Origin of the sequence: Burkholderia sp. RF7-non_BP4, assembly GCF_001521935.1 — a bacterium.
GTDB lineage: Bacteria > Pseudomonadota > Gammaproteobacteria > Burkholderiales > Burkholderiaceae > Burkholderia > Burkholderia diffusa.
This window is the reverse complement of the sequence record NZ_LOTA01000034.1, coordinates 271,121-287,690: the sequence shown is the minus strand read 5'-3', so window position 1 is coordinate 287,690 and position 16,570 is coordinate 271,121. Positions and strand designations below refer to the sequence as shown.

General features: G+C 68.4%; 16 protein-coding genes. 5 read left to right on the top strand and 11 right to left on the bottom strand.

Features of this window, described 5'->3' with window-relative positions; all coding sequences use genetic code 11:
* Position 1 precedes the first annotated feature (1 nt).
* A complete protein-coding gene (locus WS49_RS15165) occupies positions 2-1,366 on the top strand; it encodes an MATE family efflux transporter (protein WP_059529884.1) in 1,365 nt (454 codons plus the stop codon).
* 15 nt (positions 1,367-1,381) lie between these two features.
* Here the strand turns inward: WS49_RS15165 and lipA are convergent, their stop codons facing one another.
* The 5 genes from lipA to WS49_RS15140 form a co-directional block, all read right to left on the bottom strand.
* Complete coding sequence (gene lipA, locus WS49_RS15160) at positions 1,382-2,347, bottom strand: lipoyl synthase (protein ID WP_059529881.1); 966 nt, start codon at positions 2,345-2,347, stop codon at positions 1,382-1,384.
* Positions 2,348-2,349: 2 nt separating this feature from the next.
* Positions 2,350-3,465 (bottom strand): acetoin dehydrogenase dihydrolipoyllysine-residue acetyltransferase subunit, encoded by a 1,116-nt coding sequence (locus WS49_RS15155; RefSeq protein WP_059529878.1) that lies wholly within the window; start codon positions 3,463-3,465, stop codon positions 2,350-2,352.
* Positions 3,466-3,469: 4 nt separating this feature from the next.
* On the bottom strand, positions 3,470-4,474 hold the full coding sequence (locus WS49_RS15150) for an alpha-ketoacid dehydrogenase subunit beta (RefSeq protein WP_059529875.1): 1,005 nt from the start codon (positions 4,472-4,474) through the stop codon (positions 3,470-3,472).
* Between the two features lie 68 nt (positions 4,475-4,542).
* The gene (locus tag WS49_RS15145) at positions 4,543-5,526 is read right to left on the bottom strand and encodes a thiamine pyrophosphate-dependent dehydrogenase E1 component subunit alpha (protein WP_059529873.1); all 984 of its coding nucleotides are present in this window, start codon (positions 5,524-5,526) and stop codon (positions 4,543-4,545) included.
* Positions 5,527-5,626: 100 nt separating this feature from the next.
* Positions 5,627-6,685, bottom strand: a complete 1,059-nt coding sequence (locus tag WS49_RS15140; RefSeq protein ID WP_059529870.1) for an ATP-NAD kinase family protein — start codon at positions 6,683-6,685, stop codon at positions 5,627-5,629.
* 522 nt (positions 6,686-7,207) lie between these two features.
* Between WS49_RS15140 and WS49_RS15135 the strand changes: the two genes are divergently transcribed.
* Positions 7,208-9,124 (top strand): sigma-54-dependent Fis family transcriptional regulator, encoded by a 1,917-nt coding sequence (locus WS49_RS15135; protein WP_059529867.1) that lies wholly within the window; start codon positions 7,208-7,210, stop codon positions 9,122-9,124.
* A gap of 19 nt (positions 9,125-9,143) precedes the next feature.
* On the opposite strand, the gene WS49_RS15130 is transcribed toward WS49_RS15135, so the two are convergent.
* Entirely contained in the window at positions 9,144-9,578 is a 435-nt protein-coding gene (locus tag WS49_RS15130) for a carboxymuconolactone decarboxylase family protein (protein WP_059529864.1), read from the bottom strand.
* Positions 9,562-10,023, bottom strand: a complete 462-nt coding sequence (locus tag WS49_RS15125) for a MerR family transcriptional regulator (protein WP_059529861.1) — start codon at positions 10,021-10,023, stop codon at positions 9,562-9,564. Before WS49_RS15125 ends, WS49_RS15130 begins: the two co-directional genes overlap by 17 nt.
* A gap of 286 nt (positions 10,024-10,309) precedes the next feature.
* On the opposite strand from WS49_RS15125, the gene WS49_RS15120 reads away from it, so the two are divergent.
* On the top strand, positions 10,310-10,912 hold the full coding sequence (locus tag WS49_RS15120; protein WP_059529859.1) for a ComEA family DNA-binding protein: 603 nt from the start codon (positions 10,310-10,312) through the stop codon (positions 10,910-10,912).
* 88 nt (positions 10,913-11,000) lie between these two features.
* A complete protein-coding gene (locus WS49_RS15115) occupies positions 11,001-11,429 on the top strand; it encodes a YidB family protein (RefSeq protein ID WP_059529856.1) in 429 nt (142 codons plus the stop codon).
* A gap of 128 nt (positions 11,430-11,557) precedes the next feature.
* On the opposite strand, the gene clpB is transcribed toward WS49_RS15115, so the two are convergent.
* Positions 11,558-14,155 (bottom strand): ATP-dependent chaperone ClpB, encoded by a 2,598-nt coding sequence (gene clpB, locus WS49_RS15110; RefSeq protein ID WP_059529853.1) that lies wholly within the window; start codon positions 14,153-14,155, stop codon positions 11,558-11,560.
* Positions 14,156-14,311: 156 nt separating this feature from the next.
* Positions 14,312-14,830, bottom strand: coding sequence for an Rrf2 family transcriptional regulator (locus WS49_RS15105; protein WP_059529849.1), 519 nt, complete (start codon positions 14,828-14,830; stop codon positions 14,312-14,314).
* Between the two features lie 264 nt (positions 14,831-15,094).
* On the opposite strand from WS49_RS15105, the gene WS49_RS15100 reads away from it, so the two are divergent.
* Positions 15,095-15,655 carry a group III truncated hemoglobin gene (locus tag WS49_RS15100; protein WP_059529846.1) on the top strand — a complete coding sequence of 187 codons (561 nt, stop codon included), beginning with the start codon at positions 15,095-15,097 and terminating at the stop codon, positions 15,653-15,655.
* 69 nt (positions 15,656-15,724) lie between these two features.
* Here the strand turns inward: WS49_RS15100 and WS49_RS15095 are convergent, their stop codons facing one another.
* Both WS49_RS15095 and moaD read right to left on the bottom strand, forming a co-directional pair.
* A complete protein-coding gene (locus WS49_RS15095) occupies positions 15,725-16,201 on the bottom strand; it encodes a molybdenum cofactor biosynthesis protein MoaE (protein WP_059529842.1) in 477 nt (158 codons plus the stop codon).
* 110 nt (positions 16,202-16,311) lie between these two features.
* On the bottom strand, positions 16,312-16,569 hold the full coding sequence (gene moaD / locus WS49_RS15090; RefSeq protein ID WP_006758354.1) for a molybdopterin converting factor subunit 1: 258 nt from the start codon (positions 16,567-16,569) through the stop codon (positions 16,312-16,314).
* Position 16,570: the final 1 nt, after the last annotated feature.

Genomic DNA, 16,570 nt, shown 5'->3' with positions numbered 1-16,570 from the left:
GATGTTCGCCGACATCCGCCGGATCGTCGGTCTCGCATGGCCGGTGCTCGTCGGCCAGCTCGCGATCATCGCGTTCGGCGTGATCGACACGGCAATGGTCGGCCGCTATTCGGCCATCGACCTGGCCGCACTCGGGCTCGGTTCGTCGATCTACGTGTCGGTCTACATCGGGATGACGGGCATCCTGTCCGCGCTGCAGCCGATCACCGGGCAGCTGTACGGCGCGCGGCGCTACGCGGAAATCGGCGAAGAGGTCCGCCAGGCGCTGTGGCTCGCGCTGATGCTCGCGGTGCCCGGCTTCCTGCTGCTGCATTTTCCCGAACCGCTGCTGCACATCGCCCACGCGCCGCCCGCGCTGCACGACCGCACGGTCGATTACCTGCGGATCCTGTCGTACGGCCTGCCGGCGAGCCTCGTGTTCCGGATCTACAACGCGCTGACCAACGCAGCCGGCAAGCCGCGCCTCGCGATGATCCTGCAGGTCGGCGCGCTGCTGCTCAAGTTTCCGCTCAACGTGTGGTTCATCTTCGGCGGCCTCGGCGTGCCGGCCCTCGGCGGCCCCGGCTGCGGGCTCGCCAGCACGCTGATCAACTGGGCGCTCGCGCTGATCGGCTTCACGCTGCTCGCGAAGCTCGACGTGTTCTCGCCGCTTTCGATCTTCTCGCGCTTTTGCTGGCCCGTCTGGGCACGCCAGAAGGCGATCCTGAAGCTCGGCGTGCCGATGGGCCTGTCGTACCTGATCGAGGTCACGTCGTACACGTGCATGGCGCTCTTCATCGCGCAATTCGGCACGACGACGCTCGCCGGCCACCAGATCGCCGGCAACATCGGCGCGGTGCTGTACATGACGCCGCTGTCGATCGGCGTCGCGGCGTCGACGCTGGTGGCGCGCGCACTCGGCGCCGGCCGCCCGGACGAGGCACGCCTGCTCGGCCGGCACAGCGTGATGCTCGCGTGCGGGATCGCAGCCGCGTACGGCGTGCTCGTGTTCACGCTGCGTCCGCTGATCGTCGGCGGCTACACACCGAACCCGGCCGTGGCCGCCGCCGCGCTGCCGCTGGTCGCAATCGTCACCTGCTACCACTTCTTCGACGCGCTGCAGATCACGTCGGCCTTCGTGCTGCGCGCGTACAAGGTCGCGGTCGTGCCGACCGTGATCTATGCGGTCGCGCTGTGGGGCGTCGGGCTCGGCGGCGGCTACGTGCTCGGCTTCGACGTCGGCGGCATCGCACCGGCCTGGCTGACCGGCGCGCGCGGCTTCTGGTTCGCGAACACGATCAGCCTGATGCTCGCGGGCGCGGGCCTCGCGCTCTACCTGCGCCACGTCAGCCGCGCGCAACCGGCCGTCAGCGCATACAGCGCATGACGCACGGCGCGCGGCCTACGCGTCCTCCAGCACGTCGGCCGCGTGGTACGAGGACCGCACGAGCGGGCCTGCAACGACTTCCCTGAAACCGAGCGCCAACCCCTCGTCGCGCCACGCGGCGAACGCGTCGGGGCTCACGTAGCGGCGCACCGGCAGATGATGCGCGGACGGCGCGAGATACTGGCCGAGCGTCAGCACGTCGACCTCGTGCGCGCGCAGGTCGCGCAGCGTGTCCCGCACCTCGTCGTCGCGCTCGCCGAGCCCGAGCATCAAACCCGATTTCGTCACGAGCGTCGGCCGCGCGGCCTTCGCCTGCGCGAGCAGGTCGAGCGAACCGCGATAATCGGCGCCCGGCCGCGCCGCCCGATACAGCGACGGCACCGTTTCGACGTTGTGATTGAACACGTCCGGCCACGCCGACGACAACGCATCGAGCGCCCGCGCGACGCGGCCACGGAAGTCGGGTGTCAGCACCTCGACGCCGATGCCCGGCACGCTCGCGCGCACCGCCGCGATGCAGGCCGCAAAATGCGCGGCGCCGCCGTCGCGCAGGTCGTCGCGATCGACCGACGTGATCACGACGTAGCGCAGCCCGAGCGCCGCGACCGCGTCGGCAAGCCGCGCGGGCTCGTCGGGATCCAGCGGCTCGGGGCGGCCGTGCGCGACGTCGCAGAACGGGCAGCGCCGCGTGCACAGCCCGCCCATGATCATGAACGTCGCGGTGCGCTGCGCGAAGCATTCGCCGATGTTCGGGCACATCGCCTCCTCGCAGACGGAATGCAGCCGGTGATCGCGCAGCACGGCCGCCATGTCGGCGACCGCCCCGCTCATCATCGGCCGCGCCCGCAGCCACGGCGGCTTCGGCAGCGCCGCGCCGGCCGCGGGCTCGACGCGCACCGGGATGCGCGCGAGCTTGTCGCGGCTCCTCGCGCCCGGCTGGCCGAGCGCGGTGAGGCTGGGTCGTTCGAGCGCGGCGGCCATCGTCAGTCTCCGAGAAACGCGACGATCAGGCGGTTCACGTCGGCAGCCGCCTCCATCTGCACCATGTGACCGCTGCCGGCGATCACCTCGGCCCGCACGCCGTCCGGCAAACCCTGCGCATGCTGCGCCGGAATCACCTGGTCGCGCTCGCCCCAGATCACGAGCGTGCGCGGCGCGAGCGCCCCAACGCGGTCGCGGAACACGCGCCGCTGGGACGCGCCGTCGAACGCGGCGTTCGCGATCTTCTCCAGCGCGGCCTGCACGCCTTCGAGCCGCTTGTACTTGACGAGATCCTCGACCAGTTGCCGCGTGACGAGCGCGTTGTCGGCGAACAACGCACCGAGGTGCGGCTTGAGCGTATTGCGGCTGTTGCCGGCGACGAAGCCGTCGATGTAGCCGCGGTTGATATCGACGCCAAGCCCGGCGCTCGCGATCAGCGTCAGCGAGGCCACGCGTTGCGGCGCGCGCTCCGCCGCCGCCATCGCGACCGCGCCGCCCATCGAATGCCCGATCAGGTGCGCACGATCGATGTGCTGCGCGTCGAGCAGCGCGAGCACCGCGTCGGCCAGTTCGTCGAGACTGCCGGTGTCGACCGCCTTGCCCGACTCGCCGTGCCCGGGCAGGTCGAGCGCCCATACGGGCCGATGCGCGGCGAGCTCCGCGTGGTTGAACAACCAGTTGTTCAGGTCGCCGCCGAAGCCGTGGATCAGCACCGCTGGCGTGCCCGACCCGTCGCCGAGCTTCAGGAACCGGACCGTGCGTCCACCGATCTGCGCCTTCTCGGGTTGCGGGCCGGCCGCGTCGTCGGCGGCCGCGGTCGGCACGAAGTCGCGCTGGAATTCGGCGATCGCCGCGTCGATGTCGGCATCGCTTGCCTCGGCCGCAGCCACCACGCCGAGCAGCGCACCGACCGGCAGCGTCTCGCCTTCCTGCGCGACTTGACGGCGCAGCGTGCCGTCGAACGCGCATTCGACGCCCGATGAGATCTTGTCGGTCTCGACGTCGAGCACTTCGTCGCCCTTCGTCACGCGTTCGCCGATCGCCTTCAGCCAGCCGTTGACCTGCCCCTGCTCCATCGACAGCCCCCACTTGGGCATCGTGATCATGTGAATCGACATCGTGTCAGCTCCTCGTCTTGAGTACCGCCTGCGCGATCGCATCGGCGGACGGGATGTAAAGGTCTTCCAGCACGCCGGCGAACGGCGCGGGCGTGTGCGGTGCGGTCACGAGCTCGATCGGTGCCTTGAGCGATCGGAACGCGCGCCGTGCGACGAGCGCGGCGATGTCGGTCGCGATCGAGCAGCGCGGGTTCGCTTCATCGACCACCACCACGCGTCCGGTGCGCTCCGCGCTTTCGAGGATCGTTTCCTCGTCGAGCGGCGACGTCGTGCGCAGGTCGATCACGTCGACCTGAATGCCGTCCTTCGCGAGCTTCGCGGCCGCGTCGGTCGCGAGATGCACCATGCGTCCGTACGTGACGATCGTCGCGTCGTCGCCGTCGCGCACGACGTTCGCCTCGCCGAACGGAATCGCATAGGATTCCTCAGGCACATCGCCTTCGCGGGTGTAAAGCAGCTTGTGTTCGAGGAAGATCACGGGATCGTTGTCGCGGATCGACTGGATCAGCAGCCCCTTCGCGTCGTAAGGCGTCGACGGACACACGACCTTCAGCCCCGGGATGTGCGTAAACAGCGACGTGAGCATCTGCGAATGCTGCGCGGCCGCGCGCAGGCCGGCGCCGTACATCGCGCGGATCACGACCGGCGTCACGGCCTTGCCGCCGAACATGTAGCGGAATTTCGCGGCCTGGTTGAAGATCTGGTCGAAGCACACGCCCATGAAATCGATGAACATCAGCTCCGCGACGGGCCGCATCCCGCACGCGGCCGCGCCGACCGCCGCGCCGATGTAGCCGCCTTCCGACAGCGGCGTATCGAGCACGCGGCCCGGAAACTTGTGGAACAACCCCTTCGTCACGCCGAGCACGCCGCCCCATGCGTCGTCTTCGCCCGGCGCGCCCGCGCCGCCCGCGTTGTCCTCGCCCATCACGATCACGCTGTCGTCGCGCGCCATTTCCTGCGCGAGCGCCTCGTTGATCGCCTGCGAATAAGTGATCTTCCTTGCCATGTCCGTCTCCTGGAATATTGGGTTCGCCGTGCCGGCTTCGGGCCGGTGGCCGCTGTGTCACATCGCGCTCACGGGTACGACACGTACACGTCGGTCAGCAGGTCGGCCGCGTCGGGCAGCGGCGCGGCCTTCGCCTGCGCGACCGCGTCGTCGATCAATGCCTTCACCTGCGCATCGACCGCGCGCAGTTCGTCGGTCGTCAGCGCCTCGGCACGCACGACGCGCGCTTCGAAATGCTTCAGGCAGTCCTTCTCGTCGCGCAGCTTCTGCACTTCGCCCGGCGCGCGATAGGTCTGCGCATCGCCTTCGAAGTGACCGAAATAGCGCGTGAACTTCACTTCGACGAGCGTCGGGCCGCCACCGTTGCGTGCCCGCGCGACGGCTTCACCGAGCGCCTCGTGCACCGCGAAGAAATCGAAACCGTCGACGATCACGCCCGGCATCCCGAAGCCGTTCGCGCGATCGGCGATGTTGTCGGTCGCGACCGACCAGCTCGACGACGTCGCTTCCGCATAACCGTTGTTTTCGGCCACGAAGATCGCCGGCAGCCGCCACACCGACGCGAGGTTCATCGATTCGAAGATCACGCCCTGGTTCGACGCGCCGTCGCCGAAGAAGCACACGCCGACGCCGCCCGTCTTCTTGTGCTTGGCCGCGAGCGCCGCGCCGCACACGAGCGGGCCGCCCGCGCCGACGATCCCGTTCGCGCCGAGCATCCCCATCGACAGGTCGGCGATGTGCATCGAGCCGCCCTTGCCGTGGCAGACGCCCGTCTTCTTGCCGTAGATCTCGGCCATCATCCCGTGCACGTCGACGCCTTTCGCGATGCAGTGGCCGTGCCCGCGATGCGTGGTGGCGACATAGTCTTCAAGTCCGAGGTGCAGCATCGTGCCGACCGCGGAGGCCTCCTCGCCCGCGTACAGGTGAACGAAGCCGGGGATTTCGCCGGTCGCGAACTCGACGTGCAGGCGTTCCTCGAATTCGCGGATCGTGCGCATCAGCCGGTAGGCGTCCAGCAGCGTGTCCCTGCTGAGCTGTGTCGAAACGGTCATGTGTGTCTCCTGGATAGGTCTGACTGCGAATGCCGCCGCGGCAACGCCCCGGCGACGGATTGCACGACGGCCCGGCCGTCGGCGAAACGTGAAGCCATCGTCAGTCGCGCCACGCGCCGGCATCGCGCAACAACTGCCGCGACGACGCGTAACGTAGCGTGCGGCCGACATCGACCGTCAGCGGCCCGCGCCAGTCGAGCGCGATCTCGTAGCGGTCGCCGCGCGCGACCTCGATCTCGCGCTCGCCATCGAACGCGAGCGTGCCGTGCTCGAACGGGATCGTCTGCCACGCACCCGGCTCGAGCCGCTCGCAACTGCGCATCACGACGCGATCGACGCGCCCGGGTGCGATCGGCGCGACGAGCGGCGTGCCGGCGGTCTTGCCGTCGACGGCGAAACGCATCGCGAGCCCGTGCGGCGCACCGCGCTCGAGCGGTGCCCACGCGCCGCCGAGCGCGGACAGGCCGATGCCGTCCGGCTCCGCGAAAGTCAGATAAAGCGTGTCGATGTCGTCGGGCCCCGAGATCGCGCGCGCGCCGATGAAGCGCTGGCGGGCCGCGCACACGTCGACGAGCGCGATCTCCTCGCGCCCCGCGTTCGCGCCCGCCGCGCAGCGCACGACGAGCCGCTTGTTGCGCGCGAACGCGACCTCGGCCGGCACGGCGCCGGTCGCGGCGAGTCCTGCCGCGACGCCCGCGACGGTCGCCTCGCGATGTTCGGGAAACGCGTTGTTGGTGCCGGTGGACAGCGCGACGAGCGGCGTCGCGCCGCAATGCGCAGCGACCGCGCGATGGGTGCCGTCGCCGCCGAGCACGACGATCAGCGCGACTTCCATCCGGTGCATGTAAGCGGCGCCGGCGTGCGTGTCGGCGACGGTATCGGAGATCGGCAGGTCGACGAATTCGACCTCGGGCCAGCGCTCGCGCGGCGCGACCGCGCGATGCGTGTCGAGCGCACGCATCAGCAGCGTCGCGATGCCCGTCTTGTCGCGCAAGGTCAGCACGCGCTCGACGCCCATCGCGCCGAGGCCGGCGAGCAGACGCACGACCATGTTGGCCTTTTCCGCCGTCGGGAACACGGATGCATGCGTCGTCAGGCGGCGAATGTCGCGCCCCGATGCGGGGTTCGCGATCACGCCGACGGTCACGGGCGTCGTCACGGGCTTGTCTCCATCCAGTGGACCGGCGCTCGCGCCGGCCCTGCATGTGTCGTCCGCCGTCATCGAGGGCAGCGGATCGTCGTCGCCGACGCGACCGCGCCGAGCTTGCCCGTGACATCTGCAAGCGGCGTGCCACCGTGCGGTCAACGACCACGGAACCCGCTTGCAGACTGGCGCGGCGGCCATGCCGGCCATCGCCTGCTGTTGCCGCGCCAGCCCGACGCCCCGCGAAACGGCCCATGCGTCTCACGCCGTCGATCTCCCGGCGCACCGGTTTCGGCACCTTCATCCGGATGGCGCTTCGGCCCGCAAGCCACGCGTATCGCGGCGCGGCGCGCAACGCCATGATGCGGGCCACCGTCGCACCCGGCATGCCCGTGCGTCTCAATCGCGCGAGACCGGCTGAGACGTCGCTGAGACGAACGTCTCACGCCGCGCGCGTGCTGCGACGCAATGTGATCCGCGCAGGCGGATGTGCTACAAGAACATCGAATTCCCCGCCGTACGGAACCGGAGCCGACCATGCCCTATGCCGTCCCCCAGGCCCAGCACGCCGACCGTGTGCTCGGCGCGCTCGCCGGACGCCTGCCCGCGCCGGCCGATTCCGCGCGTCTCGTGTCGTCGTGGCAGCGCTCGCTCGAGCGCTACGCGCTCGACCCCGCGTCGTCGATCGGCCCGCGCGTGCTGACCGCGGCCGAGCTGCGCGAGGTGCGCGACAAGGAGGAAGCCTTCCTGCGCGCGTCGGGCCAATGCCTGACGCGCCTGCACGACATGATTCGCGTCGCCGATTACTGCGTGATGCTGACCGACGCGCACGGCGTGACGATCGACTACCGCATCGACCGCGAACGCCGCAACGACTTCCGTCATGCGGGGCTGCACATCGGCTCGTGCTGGTCGGAAAGCGAGGAAGGCACCTGCGGGGTCGCGAGCGTGCTGACCGATCTCGCGCCGATCACCGTGCACAAGACGGACCACTTCCGCGCGGCGTTCACCACGCTCACCTGCAGCGCGGCCCCGATCTTCGCGCCGGGCGGCGAACTGATCGGCGTGCTCGACGCGTCGGCCGTCCAGTCGCCGGACGGCCGCGACAGCCAGCGGCTCGTATATCAGCTCGTGCGGCAGAGCGCGGCGCTGATCGAGGACGGCTATTTCGTGCACAGCACCGCGCAGCACTGGATATTGTTCGGGCATCCGAATCGTCACTACGTCGAGGCGCAGCCCGAATGGCTGATCGCGTTCGACGAGTGCGGCAACATCGTCGCCGCGAACCGGCAAGCGCGCGACGCGCTGCCGGCGCTGCGCGAACCGCGCCATATCGACGAGATCTTCGACGCAACCGAGATGCCGCTGCGCGACGCCGCGCGGCTCGACGCGATCGTCGCGCTGCGGCTGCGCGCGACCGGCGCCCCGCTCTATGCGCGGCTGCGCGCGCCGCTCCGGCGCACCGGCCGCGAAACCGGCACGGCGTCGCGCCGCCCCGGCACCGCGCAGCGCCACGTCGGCGCGCTGACGCCGTTCCTGCACAGCAGCGACGCGCGCGTCGCTCAACAGGCCGAACTCGCGCTGCGTGTCGCGAGCAAGCGGCTGCCGATTCTCGTGCTGGGCGAAACCGGTGCAGGAAAAGAAGTATTCGCCCGCGCGATCCACGATGCCGGTGCGCGACGCGCACGGCCGTTCGTCGCGGTCAACTGCGGCGCGCTGCCCGAGGCGCTGATCGAAAGCGAGCTGTTCGGCTATGCGGCCGGCGCGTTCACCGGTGCGCGCAAGCACGGCGCGCGCGGCAAGATCGCGCTCGCGGACGGCGGCACGCTATTCCTCGACGAAATCGGCGACATGCCGCTCACGCTGCAGACCCGCCTGCTGCGCGTGCTCGCCGACGGCGAGGTCGTGCCGCTCGGCAGCGATACGCCGGTGCGCGTCGATCTCGACGTGATCTGCGCGACGCACCGTGATCTCGCGCGCATGGTGGCCGACGGCACATTCCGCGAGGATCTGTATTACCGGCTGAGCGGCGCGACGTTCGAACTGCCGGCGCTGCGCGAGCGCGCGGACGTGCGCGACGTGATCGCCGCGGTATTCGCCGAAGAAGCGCAGGCGACCGGCCACGTGCTCACGCTCGACGCGTCGCTCGCCGAGCAACTCGCCTCGTACCCGTGGCCGGGCAACGTGCGGCAACTGCGCAACGTGCTGCGCTATGCGTGCGCGGTATGCGACACCGCACGCGTGACGCGGCGCGACCTGCCGGCCGATCTCGCCGCGCAACTCGGCGCCGGTCCGGCCGGCGCGCTGCCGGACGACGAACGCGGCCGCATCGTCGCGGCGCTCACCGCGCATCGCTGGCGGCCCGACGCGGCCGCGCAGGCGCTCGGCATCTCGCGCGCGACGCTGTACCGGCGGATCGCGAAACACCGGATCGTCGCGCCGCACCGCCTCTGACGTACCGGCACGCGTCGCATCACGCGGCGTGCGCGACCGCTTCGGCCGTGCCGCCGTCCCGGCCAGCCGCTTCATCGCGCCGCGTGAACACCTCGTGCGCCGCGAACAACGCGTTGAGCGCAGCAGGAAACCCCGCGTAGACGGCCATCTGAATGAACACCTCGACAATTTCGTCGCGCGTGCAGCCGACGTTCAACGCGGCCTCGATATGCACCTTCAACTGCGGCTGCGCGTTGCCGAGCGCGGCCAGCGCCGCGATCGTCGCGATTTCGCGCGACTTCAGGTCGAGCTGCGGCCGGCTGTAGATGTCACCGAACGGAAATTCGATCACCATCCGGCCGAAATCCGGCGCGATCGACGCAAGCGAGGCGATCACGCGCTCGCCCGCTTCACCGTCGATTTCCTTCAACTTGTCCCAGCCCCGCGCATAGCGATCGTCAACGCGTTGTTCCATGGTGTCCGTCCTGTTCCAATAAAGAGTGAGAAGAGGTCGCCCGTCGTTCCGTCTCGCGTTCCTGCGTCTCGTAATACGCGATCTTGTCGCCGATCGCGTCGAGGCTCGCCTGCAGTTCCGCGATATGCGCGCGCACCGCGTCGCGATGCTCGGTCAGCAACCGCCGCCGCGCACCGAACGTCGACTCGCCTTGCGCACGCAGCGCCGCGAACTGCTGCATCTGCGCGATCGGCATGCCGGTCGCCTTCAGGCGCATCACGAAGGCAAGCCAGTCAAGGTCGGCCGGCGCATAGAGCCGGTGCCCGGCCGCCGTGCGCGAAATCGCGCGCAGCAGGCCGGCCTGCTCGTAATACCGCAGCGTATGCGTCGACACGCCGGTCAGTTCGGCGACTTGCCCGATCGTCAGCGGACCGGCGGCGGAAGGTGTGGATACGGTTTTCGACATGGCAGGATCAAGGTTAGGAGTTAGAGTTCACTCTAAGTCAAGCGTTATCGATCGGCCAAGTACAACGATCTGAGATCACCGCCGCAGACACCGTAAAGAATGGTCAAAACCACCGCACGGCGCGGCTTTCTGTCTTTACAGCGACGCAAGCCTTCAGCAAGATTCGGTCAGCCTGTCTCAAAAAGGGCACGCATTTGTCCTATGCTTAACGGCGACGCCCGGCGAAGTCTCGCCCCGCCGTCCGTTGCAACAGCCATTCATCCGTCAGAACCAGGGAGCCTTTGCCATGCTGAAAAAGCTGCTGATGCTGTTCGTCGCGCTATCGCTGTCGCTTGCCGCCGGTCTCGCCGCGGCCGTCGAAGTCAACACTGCCGACCAGGCCGCGCTCGAATCGGTGAAGGGCCTCGGGCCCGTGAAGTCGAAGGCGATCATCGACGAACGCACCAAGAACGGCCCGTTCAAGGACGCGGACGATCTCGCGAACCGCGTGAAGGGTCTCGGCACGAAGTCGGTCGGGCATCTCGAGGAAAACGGCCTGACGATCGGCGGCTCGTCGACGCCGCCGAAGGGCGTGAAGCTGTCGAAGCCGGCCGCGACGACGTCCGCAACCCCGTCGGCCACGACGTCGGCAGGCACGGCTCCGGCGCCGACGACCGCAGCGCCGGCGCCAGCGCCGACCCCGGCCGCCAGCGCGCCGGAAGCGGCGTCGAAGCCGGCCAAGAGCAAGCGTGCGTCGAAGAAGGAAAAGGCGGCCGCGGCCGCGGCGGCATCCGCCGATGCGGGAGCGAGCGCGCCGGCAGCAGCGTCGTCCACGAAGGCGACGAAGGGTTCGAAGAAGAAGAGCAAGAAGGACAAGGCAGCCTCCGCCGCCGCGGCGTCGGGCGCCTGATGTGCGCCGCGCGTGCGATCGCGTGCGCGCGGCATTCGATCAACGGGCGCCGTCGTTGCGGCGCCCTTTTCAGTGAAGGTGAAGAACCATGGGTCTCCTCGACATCGTTGGCGGTCTGATCGGCGGCCAGGCCGGCGGCAACTCGCAAAGCGCGCTCATCACGACCGCGCTCGAATTCATCAACAACCAGCCGGGCGGCCTGAACGGCCTGATCGAGAAGTTCAAGGCCGGCGGCGCCGGCGACATCATCGGCTCGTGGGTCGGCAACGGCGAAAACCAGCCGATCTCGGCCGACACGCTGCAGAACGTGCTCGGTTCCGACGTCGTCGGCTCGCTGGCGAGCAAGGTCGGCATCGATCCGTCCCAGGCATCGTCGATCCTCGCGCAGGTGCTGCCGCACGTCGTCAACGGCGCGACGCCGAACGGCGAAGTGCCGGCCGGCGGCCAGGTCGATACGTCGAACGTGCTCGGCACGCTCACGCAGCTCGCCGGCATGTTCGGCGGCAAGCAGGCCTGAGCCCGCACCGCGCCGGCTGACGGCCTCGACGGCGGTTTCGGCCGCCCCATATGCAAACACCCCGCCTGAGCGGGGTGTTTGTTTTTGCACGCCTGGCGCGAACCGGGCGTGCGGCCGATCACCGGCAATCAGTGCACGACGCGGTCGAACACGAACTTGCCGTCGCTGACGTCGACCGGGATCACGTCCTTCGGACCAAAGCGGCCCGCGAGGATCAGCTTCGCGACCGGGTTCTCGATCTCCTGCTGGATCGCGCGCTTCAGCGGCCGCGCGCCGAACAGCGGATCGTAGCCGACCTTCCCGATCTGTTCGAGCGCCGCCGGCGACACGTCGAGCGCCATGTCGAGCTTCGCGAGCCGGTCGTGCAGGCGCGCGAGCTGGATCTTCGCGATCGATTCGATGTTGCTGCGATCGAGCGCGTGGAACACGACGACGTCGTCGATCCGGTTCAGGAACTCGGGGCGGAAGTGCTGCTTCACTTCGAGCCACACGGCGTCCTTGATCTCTTCCTGCGGTGCCCCCGTCATTGCCTGGATCACCTGCGAGCCGAGGTTCGACGTCATCACGATCACCGTGTTCTTGAAGTCGACCGTACGCCCCTGCCCGTCGGTCATGCGGCCGTCGTCGAGCACCTGCAGCAGCACGTTGAACACGTCCGGGTGCGCCTTCTCGATCTCGTCGAGCAGGATCACGCTGTACGGCTTGCGGCGCACGGCTTCCGTCAGGTAGCCGCCTTCCTCGTAGCCGACATAGCCCGGCGGCGCGCCGATCAGCCGCGCGACGCTATGCTTCTCCATGAACTCGCTCATGTCGATGCGGATCAGGTGCTCTTCCGAATCGAACAGGAACGCCGCCAGCGCCTTGCACAACTCGGTCTTGCCGACGCCCGTCGGGCCGAGGAACAGGAACGAGCCGTACGGGCGGTTCGGATCGGCGAGACCGGCGCGCGAACGACGGATCGCATCCGCGACCGCGCCGATCGCCTCGTGCTGGCCGACCACGCGTTCGTGCAGCTTTTCCTCGATGTGCAGCAGCTTCTCGCGTTCGCCCTGCATCATCCGCGACACCGGAATCCCGGTTGCGCGCGACACGACTTCCGCGATTTCTTCCGCGCCGACCTGCGTGCGCAGCAGACGTGGACGCGTCGGGTTGTGCTGCTCCTGCTCTTCGGCCTGCGTGACCTGCTTCAGTTGCGACTCGAGTTGCGGCAGCTTGCCGTACTGCAGCTCGGCGACCTTCTCCAGCTTGCCTTCACGCTGCAGACGCGCGATGTCGGCCCGCACCTTCTCGATCTCTTCCTTGAGCTGCGCGCTGCCCTGCACCGCGGCCTTCTCGGCGGTCCAGATCTCTTCCAGGTCCGCATATTCGCGGCCGAGGCGATCGATCTCTTCCTCGATCAGTTGCAGGCGCTTCTGCGACGCCTCGTCCTGCTCCTTCTTCACGGCCTCACGTTCGATCTTCAACTGGATCAGACGGCGATCGAGCTTGTCCATCTCTTCGGGCTTCGAATCGATTTCCATCTTGATCTTCGACGCAGCCTCGTCGATCAGGTCGATCGCCTTGTCCGGCAGGAAACGATCGGTGATGTAGCGGTGCGACAGCTCGGCCGCGGCGACGATCGCCGGGTCGGTGATGTCGACGCCGTGGTGCAGTTCGTACTTCTCCTGCAGCCCGCGCAGGATCGCGATCGTCGCCTCGACGCTCGGCTCGTCGACGAGCACCTTCTGGAAGCGGCGCTCGAGCGCGGCGTCCTTCTCGATGTACTTGCGGTATTCGTCGAGCGTGGTCGCGCCGATGCAGTGCAGCTCGCCGCGCGACAACGCCGGCTTCAGCATGTTGCCTGCGTCCATCGCGCCTTCGGCCTTGCCGGCACCGACCATCGTATGGATCTCGTCGATGAACACGATCGTCTGGCCTTCGTCCTTGGCGATGTCGTTGAGCACGGCCTTCAGGCGCTCCTCGAACTCGCCGCGATACTTCGCGCCGGCGAGCAGCGCGGCCATGTCGAGCGACAGCACGCGCTTGCCCTTCAGCGTCTCGGGCACTTCGCCGTTGACGATACGCTGCGCGAGCCCTTCGACGATCGCGGTCTTGCCGACGCCCGGCTCGCCGATCAGCACCGGGTTGTTCTTGGTCCGGCGCTGCAGGATCTGGATCGAACGGCGGATTTCGTCGTCGCGGCCGATCACCGGATCGAGCTTGCCCGCGCGGGCGCGCTCGGTCAGGTCGACCGTGTATTTCTTCAGCGCCTCGCGCTGGCTTTCCGCGTCCTGGCTGTGCACCTGCGAGCCGCCGCGCACCGCGGCGATCGCGGCTTCGAGCGCCTTGCGCGTGAGGCCATGCTGACGGGCGAGCTTGCCGGCGTCGCCCTTGTCGTCGGACACGGCGAGCAGGAACATCTCGCTCGCGATGAACGTGTCGTTGAGCTTCTGCGCTTCCTTGTCGGCCTGGTTCAGCAGCCCGGCCAGCTCGCGGCCGATCTGGATGTCGCCGCCCGTGCCCGTGACTTGCGGCAGGCGCGAAATGGCTTCGTTCAGCGCGCCTTGCAGCGCCTGCACGTGAACGCCCGCGCGCGACATCAGCGAGCGGGCGGAGCCGTCCTGCTGCGCGACCAGCGCCGCCAGCACGTGAACAGGTTCGATGTATTGATTGTCGCGGCCTGCCGCGAGGCTTTGGGCGTCCGCGAGTGCTTCCTGGAACTTGGTGGTGAGCTTGTCGATTCTCATTTGGCGAGACCTCCAATTTTCGATTAACACCAAGATGTGGATGGTTATACGGGTTTCAAGCGAAATTCGAGTTGATTCAGCGCAAAAATCGCCGGCTGGCGATGCGGCGGCCTGCGGGCCGGCCGCCGCCCGGATGGCGGCGATGGTGCCGGCGCGTCAGCCGACCTTCGACGGCGACGCGGCGGATGCCGGCGCGTCATCCCCGGACGGCTCGGCACGCACCAGCGCGATCGGACGAATGCCCAGCAGCGCCATGAGCGGCGACGCGGGCACGGTCAGTTCGCCGAGCGTGTGACGGTCGAGTTCGGCGAAGAATGCGTCGCGCGCGGCCGCCAGCACGCCCTTCAGGCGGCACTGCGGTTCGATCACGCAGCCGCGCGACTCGTCGCCGTCGGGCGCAAAGCAGCCGACCAGCGCGAAATCGTTCTCGGTCGCGCGCACGACCTGGCCGACCGTCAGCTTCAGCGAATCGGGAAACAGCCGCAGCCCGCCGTTGCGGCCGCGGACGGTATCGACCCAGCCGAGCTCGCCGAGCTGCTGCACGACCTTCATCAGATGGTTCTTCGAGATGCCGTAGGCGTCCGAGATCTCCTGGATCGTCGCGAGCCCCTCGCCGCGCACGGCCAGGTACAGCATGACGCGCAGCGAATAGTCGGTGTAGTCGGTGAGTCTCATGAGCGAATACGGAAAATGATCGATCGCGCCCCGATCAAGCGGGCCGGATCAATCGAGACGCGCGCCGGGACGGTTCTCGAGGCCGCTTGACGGCGCCGGGTTGCCGGGACGGCCGGCGCGCAATAAGATGCATGGCACCTACGCATTTTTCAGGCATCGGTGGACGCTATTTTGCGTGAAAATTCTGTCGGCGTCCTGCGCGTTGCCCACGCTGCCGTTCCGCCGACACGACGCTGACGCCCTGATTTCCCGGCCCTTTTTGCCATGACCGCCCTGCCCGCCTCGCCCGAAACCGCCCCGGCCCGCCCTCGCGACGCCGAACCGACCGAAGACAACATCCGCGACCTCGTGTACGCGTTCTACGAGCGCGTGCGCGCCGATCCGCTGCTCGGCCCCGTGTTCGACGCGAAGCTGGACGGCCGCTGGGACGACCATCTGCCGAAGATGGTGAGCTTCTGGTCGAGCCTCGTGCTCGGCACCAAGGGCTATCGCGGCAACGTGCAGCAGGCGCACCAGCCACTCGACGGGATCGAGCCCGCGCATTTCAGCCGCTGGCTGTCGCTGTTCCTGAAGACCGTCGAGGGGCGCTACACGCCGCCTGCGGCCATCCGTTTCATGGAGCCCGCGCTGCGCATCGCGCAGAGCCTGCAGTTGAGCCGCTTCGGCTGGGATTATCAGATTCCGCCCGAGCAGCAGGCGCTGCTCGACGCGATCGCGCCACGCCGTCGCGACACGGGCGACGATCCGCATGCGCTGCCGTCACGCGCCCGCGGCGAGCCGTTTCCGACGAAGATCATCGGGCGCGGAACCGATCCGGACGCCTGACACGACGATTCGCAGCGCCGGAGCGCTTGAGTGCCTGCGGCACGTCGCCGCACGACACGAACGCCGCGCTCAACGCGGCGTGTTGCCCGATTCGACGCCCCAGCGCGCGAGCGCCGCATCGTCGGTGCTGCGGGCGTCGACCCAGCGCTCGCCGTCCGGCGTCGTTTCCTTTTTCCAGAACGGCGCCTCGGTCTTCAGGTAGTCCATCACGAACTCGCACGACGCGAACGCGTCGCCGCGATGCGATGCGACCGTCGCGACCAACACGATCTGGTCGAGCGGCAGCAGCCGGCCGACGCGATGCACGATCGCGACGTCGATCCCGGGCCATCGCCGGGCGGCCTCGGCGGCGATCTTCTCGAGCGCCTTCTCGGTCATCCCCGGATAGTGCTCGAGTTCCATCGCGGCGACCGAATCGCCTTCGTTCAGGTCGCGCACGGTGCCGACGAAGCAGGCGACCGCGCCGATCTTCGGGTTGCGCGCGCGCAGCGCCGCCACCTCGGCGTTCAGGTCGAAATCGTTAGTCTGTACTCGTACCGTAGCCATCGTCTGCCTCTGTCGACCAGAGTTAGCGCTTTAGCGCTCTACTCTGGTCCCATGCTTCGCGGTCGACCAGAGTTAGCGCTTTAGCGCTCTACTCTGGTCCCATGCAAAGCTCAACCGCCCGTCACGGGCGGAAAAAACGCGACCTCGCAACCGTCGGTGAGCCGCGTATCGGGGTCGGTCATCTCGTGATTGCATGCCATGCGCAACGCGCGCCCTTCGGCGAGCGTCTCGGCCCACGCGCCGCCGCGCAGGCGCAGCCATGCGCGCACGTCGCCGACGGTCGTCACGCCGTCCGGCACGTCAGCCTGTTCGTCGGACACGCCCAGCGCCTCGCGCACGCTTGCAAAGAATTTCAGTTGAATCTTCATG